We start from the raw sequence: 5,551 nt of genomic DNA, 5'->3' as shown, positions 1-5,551 counted from the left end.
ACACCACAACAAGAGAATGCTGTATATCACTTCAGGTATTAGGATAGCTGCTCCATTTGTGACATGAGTGTAACGTGGGTGTCTAGGTCTTATCCCTCGTAGGTTCGTAAGAGGAGCTGTAAGCTAGGTGAGATGTGGGTTATAGCACGATTCTGCTAAAAGTAGCATCTAATCCTACTGTCCGGCTGTAACACAGGTGTGGTCTCCTTCATAGAAGATTCTCACAAAATATGTATACCTCTTAACGTCTATTAACCGGTATATAGCCTTCCCTTCATCTTCCTCCATTCACATCAATTCATACCTCCTCTATTACCTGTAAACTCGTATCTACCTGTTAAATTGATATTGATCCACGCAATAGGCGATATACTCTTGATGTACTTTATACACTCTCTTCTCTTCCTACTTTCTTTTAATGCATTCAGCGTTTGGTCTAACAGTAAGCCATTGTAATATATTATACAGTTCGCTATTAAACGTGTGCACTGATTCCATATCTCATTCTCTGTTATCGACCTCCCTATTAATTTCCCTCCTCCTACGCTTGATATCGCCCTCCTTAACTTGTGATAGCTCTCTATCCTGTTTAGGGCTCCTCTTATCGATGTCCTGCAATACCTATCATCTATAAAATTTAGTAAATGCAGACTTTTCATTATCTCATTATACTCGCTTAATGCTCTCTTCACCCTGTTATGTCTCTTGTACGATGACAATTTACTCACTATGACGCTCTAGCTACTCCTTCCCATCACTAAAGATGCTATAATCCTTTCTATCTCGTCCCAATTCTCTTCTATTAATTCCTTGTCTATCACCCTCTTTGGCTTCAAGTAACATGCCTCATAGTCCTTTAATGGTCTCATACTGCTAATAACTTCCTCTTCAGGTCGGTTAAAATTTGGCATAAAACTTTTATCTATCGCATCTAATATCACGTAGTTCAAGCAATTTATACTATGCATATCACCTGTAATCGCTTCAGGGGCTATTTCTGAACTATTATTGTACACTATGTCAAATAAAAAATGGCTCTCATGCTCATTCGGGCTAATTATCTCTGAGTTTATTAGGGGTTTGACGATGATTGGAACGAAAAGTAGCTCTAAGGAGTTTTTATTTCATTTAATTTTCTCAAATTCCAATCTCACATATGATTATGGTAAAGGCTCATAGATGTGGTACGTGCACTAAGTCACATCGGCGTACATGATATCGTTTTGGAATTTCTGAAACTACTTTGTCAAACAGTAGACAAAAAGATCACAGAGAAAGTGGCAGACAAAGCCTCATTGTTTAAGCCAACATACTTTTCTGTTTATGCTGAAGTTGCACTTCAGCATAATGCCGATTATATAAAAGTCAAATTTTCATTTATTAAAATTTTGAATTTTAATCTCATTTAACTCTCGCAAGTTCCCGTCCTTCACAGAGTCCGGTAAAGCAAAGGAGAATTTGCCCAACGTGTTAATGTGCTTATGCATTAAAGGGGAGACTTTTGCAATATCTTCATCTTTAATCGGTATTCCATCTGCTTTTAATTGTTCTGCTGCCTTATGTATGTACACTGTATTCCAAATTACGATAGTATTTGTCACTAAACTTAACGCATTAAGCTGGTCTTCCTGGTTCTCTTTATAATGCTTATAAATTTCTCCTTTTTTCCCATGGAATATAGTTCTAAAGACGCTGTGACGTGATTCACCTTTATTGAGTTGCGCTAATATATGCCTTCTATATTCATCATCATCAATATATCTCAACATATGAATAGTTTTTCTAATCCTACCTATATTCATAATGGCTTTTGCAAGGCTGGAAGGCCTGTTATTCCTATACAAAGATTTGATCAATTCAGCAGCGCTAACGTAGCCAAGTTTGAGTGATGCAGCAATCCGCAAAACATCATCCCATTCCTTTGTAACTGCTTTCAAACTGGCTTTGTACTTTGCAATATCGTTAAGAACACCATAATCAGCTGTGGAATCAATCCTCCAAAATCTTGCTGAGCCGGTATCTGCAATTCTTGGGCTGAACTGATATCCAAGTAACCAAAATAGCGCAAATATTATCTCACTAGCACCTGCAGTATCAACCATGACTTCCTTTAAAGACACTTTTGTTTGCTGCTGAGTAATCGCATCCAGTACGTAAAGAGAATCCTTTAAAGTACCAGGAACACATAGGCCGTTTAATCCTGTAAATTGATCAGAAGTTAAATTATAATATGTAAGACCACGTTGCTTAAAATACTTTTGATTTGGCCCTGAATTAATCGACTTTACCGCACATGCGTATCTAATACCGTCACCCGATACAATGTCGCCGCTACCTATTTTTTGAGTTAGAGGTAGACCGGCATGATAATCAACTAGTCTTGCATTTGCTTTGCCTATATTGTCCGAACTAAAATAGTTCTGTTGAACCCAACTTAGTCTTGCTTTTGATAATGCAGGCTCATTATTTCTAATTAAAGGTTCATGCCCAATATTACAGGCTTCTGCCATAAGTACGGCGCAAATACTTATATCCAGATCTCTCATTTGAGATACTGATTCACTAATATGAGTGAATTCAGAAGTAAACCCGGTAAACCTGTTCACCTCCATTAATAGCTCAGGTAGTTCAATCTGAGGAAGTAAGGTGGATATCATGGCACGTAATGATATTAAACTTTCTGGCTCTTCAATTTTTTCTAATTTGGAAACTTGAACTTTCTTTTTCCCTTTGGTATTAAGAACGACCTTTAGATTGCCACTCTTATTCGCATTGCTTAATGTTGTCGCATAAGCAAGACTAAGATCATTACTGAACAAAGCAATAGCATCTGAAGACTCGACCGGCAAATTCAGTAATTTGCCTATTTGGCTTCTTTTGGTTAGCCATTCATCTCCGGAAAGAAGCTTGCTTCTTGGGTCACACCACTTTTCACTATCTTCTACAAATAAATCCTTACTTCTCATACTGGATTGCAGACCATCAAGTACACATAAGGTATATCCCGCACGATCAATTGTCTCATTATCTTTGAGTACCATGTGCCGCCAGCTTTCGGAAATGATTTCCTTCGGAGCGCCGTTGATATTTATTCTTTTCTTACCTTCGATATAATGTAAAAATTTCATCGCGTCATACAGATTTTGTCCCGACTTAGTTGACTTGAAGTCTATGGCTTGCAAAACGGAAGGCAGAAATCTCCTGACTTTTGCGTACTGATCTAACATTTCTTCAAAGTATTTTTCATGATTTTTTCTGGTCAGACTTTTCACCGTTGCAATTGCATCGCTTACTTGCTGTTTTGCCATACTCTGGTAAATGTGCTCCGGCAGGTTTTCCTTTGACTCGTTATCCAAAAACAATTGCGCAAATTCCGCCAATTCAGAAGCAGATTTATCTAAATCTCCCAAAGTTCGCAATCTGTTCTTTTCCCCGATTCTCTTGGCTGATGAGACAATTTCACTTATTAACATATCTAGTAAGTTCAGTACATAATCCAGAATCTGAATCTCGTAGATATAGGCGAACGAAACCAACATGGCAATTTGTTTATATTCGGGCATTCTGAGTATTGAAGGAGTCCATGAGGTTGTAACATATCTGGCGAAGCCCCTGAGTTTTATGAGAGGTACTTTTGTAAAGTCAAGATCTCGAATTCCGATAGATTTTATCTTTTTATATCGTTTAATAGCATCATTTAAAGCATTACTACTTATTCTGGTTGGAGCATTTTTCAACTGATCCAATTCACTGTATCTCTGATCCTTCAAAGGCTTTAAAAGAGACTTCAATAATTCAGTTTGTTCAATAGATGGCAACTCTGATAGCATGTACCACAAACGATTATCACTTCTAGTTCTCACTCGTGAGATTAGTCTGGTTAAAGTTGTAATGCCTGGAAGGAGGAGCTTTCTTTCCGTCAGCCATGATACCGTACGATCAAACAAAATACTGGGTCGTTCTATGCCATACCAGCATTGGGTATATAACCAGCGAGCTAATCTGAATAACCATAGACTATTGAGGTCGCAGTACCCAAACTTCTCCTTGATCTCAGACACATGTTCATACCTCGTTTTCTTACGCGAAAGATAGCTATTTAAATCACCAAGCTCCTTAATCTCAAGCTGAACAGCCAAATAATTTTTGACAAGTTCAGGTACTTTCAAAGGATTAGCAAGGAAAATGCCTATAAATCTTACAGTTGTAAGTTGCAGGGCATAACCCAATCTGTTATAATTCCTTCGACAGTTTTTAATGAGGGATTTATCATAATCATCCAAATGAAAGTACTTGTGTAAAATTTCCAGACCCACAGTCTCAGGAAAAATTCCATAATTTTCTTTTTGTTTACTGGTTAAAAAATCAACAGGCATAATGTCTTATAAAACGAACGTTTTTTGAGAGTAAGAATCTCCTTTAAAAATACCCCTATATCACGTATCATATTGTTATCTTATTAATGTAAATCTAATATTGCCATGGTGTGCACAGTAAATGAGAATAAATAGAAAAATTGGTTATGCAAGAGTTAGTAAACATGATCAGCACTTAAAGTTGCAAATTGATGCCCTTTTAAACTATGGATGTCGTGAAGGTGAAATTTTTACTGATCATATATCTGGAGCAAAAGCTGAAAGACCAGGTTTAGAAAAATGCCTACAAGAACTACAAAAAGGAGACACCTTAGTCGTTTGGAGGCTAGATCGTCTAGGTAGATCAATGCCACATCTTGTATCTACTGTAGAAGATTTAAAGAATCGGGGAATTAGCTTTAAATCCCTGTGCGATGGTGCAATTGACACAACTACAGCATCAGGGGAGCTTGTGTTTAATATCTTCTCTTCACTGGCGCAATTTGAAAGAAAATTAATTCAGGAAAGAACTAAAGCAGGGTTAAATGCTGCAAGAGCCAGAGGCAGAAATGGCGGAAGAAAAAGAACTCTTTCTACTGACCCCAAAGTTTTGACTGCTAGAAAGATGCATAAAGATCATAATATGGATATTGATAACATCTGCAAAATGTTGAAAATTTCAAGAGCTACTTTCTATCGATACCTCTCTTTAGATAAATGATCAAAACTCCTTAGAGCTACTTTTCGTTCCAATCATCGTCAAACCCCTATTACAAAGCAATAAGGAGGTAGCGGTTCTAGGGAGTACAATGGAAGCAAGATTAGAGATGTGCATGAAGGGAACGGAAAGGAAGCTGTGGGTAGACGCGGACATGGATAACGACATAGACGTATTGGTATATACGAGAAGGGATGGAAGCAGCAGCATCTGTTATTGTGAGTCTATGGATGATGAGCTATCAAGTAGTGCATACGGACATGAGAACTGTGTAACGGTGGACGAGCTATTGTGAATTTGAAGAGGTAGGACCACTAAAACAGCTGGAGGAAGTATTTGGAATAGTGTACAATGGGTTGTACTAAGCATGAACGTAAAAGAGTATAGTGATGACAAGATACCTAGACGCAACAAACGATGTAGCATTTAAGAGAGTCTTTGGTGATAAGGAAAGACTGAAGGATTTTTTAAATGCAAT

Annotated in this window: 3 protein-coding genes and 1 pseudogene; 2 read left to right on the top strand and 2 right to left on the bottom strand. The window is 37.6% G+C overall.

Features of this window, described 5'->3' with window-relative positions:
- Positions 1-293 precede the first annotated feature (293 nt).
- Together EDM53_RS06460 and EDM53_RS05250 are read right to left on the bottom strand one after the other, a co-directional pair.
- Positions 294-1,061: pseudogene (locus EDM53_RS06460) on the bottom strand (Tn3 family transposase).
- A gap of 312 nt (positions 1,062-1,373) precedes the next feature.
- Entirely contained in the window at positions 1,374-4,376 is a 3,003-nt protein-coding gene (locus tag EDM53_RS05250) for a Tn3 family transposase (RefSeq protein ID WP_130122610.1), read from the bottom strand.
- A 121-nt stretch (positions 4,377-4,497) separates the two neighbouring features.
- On the opposite strand from EDM53_RS05250, the gene EDM53_RS05245 reads away from it, so the two are divergent.
- Both EDM53_RS05245 and EDM53_RS05240 read left to right on the top strand, forming a co-directional pair.
- Positions 4,498-5,076 (top strand): recombinase family protein, encoded by a 579-nt coding sequence (locus EDM53_RS05245; RefSeq protein ID WP_130122609.1) that lies wholly within the window; start codon positions 4,498-4,500, stop codon positions 5,074-5,076.
- A gap of 88 nt (positions 5,077-5,164) precedes the next feature.
- Positions 5,165-5,368: a hypothetical protein gene (locus EDM53_RS05240; protein WP_130122608.1), complete on the top strand. Its 204-nt coding sequence runs from the start codon at positions 5,165-5,167 to the stop codon at positions 5,366-5,368.
- Positions 5,369-5,551 lie beyond the last annotated feature (183 nt).

It is taken from the genome of Rickettsiales endosymbiont of Peranema trichophorum (assembly GCF_004210275.1).
Classification (GTDB): domain Bacteria; phylum Pseudomonadota; class Alphaproteobacteria; order Rickettsiales; family Midichloriaceae; genus RICK02.
Note: the sequence above shows the minus strand (reverse complement) of the source record. Positions and strands in the feature narration are given on the sequence as shown.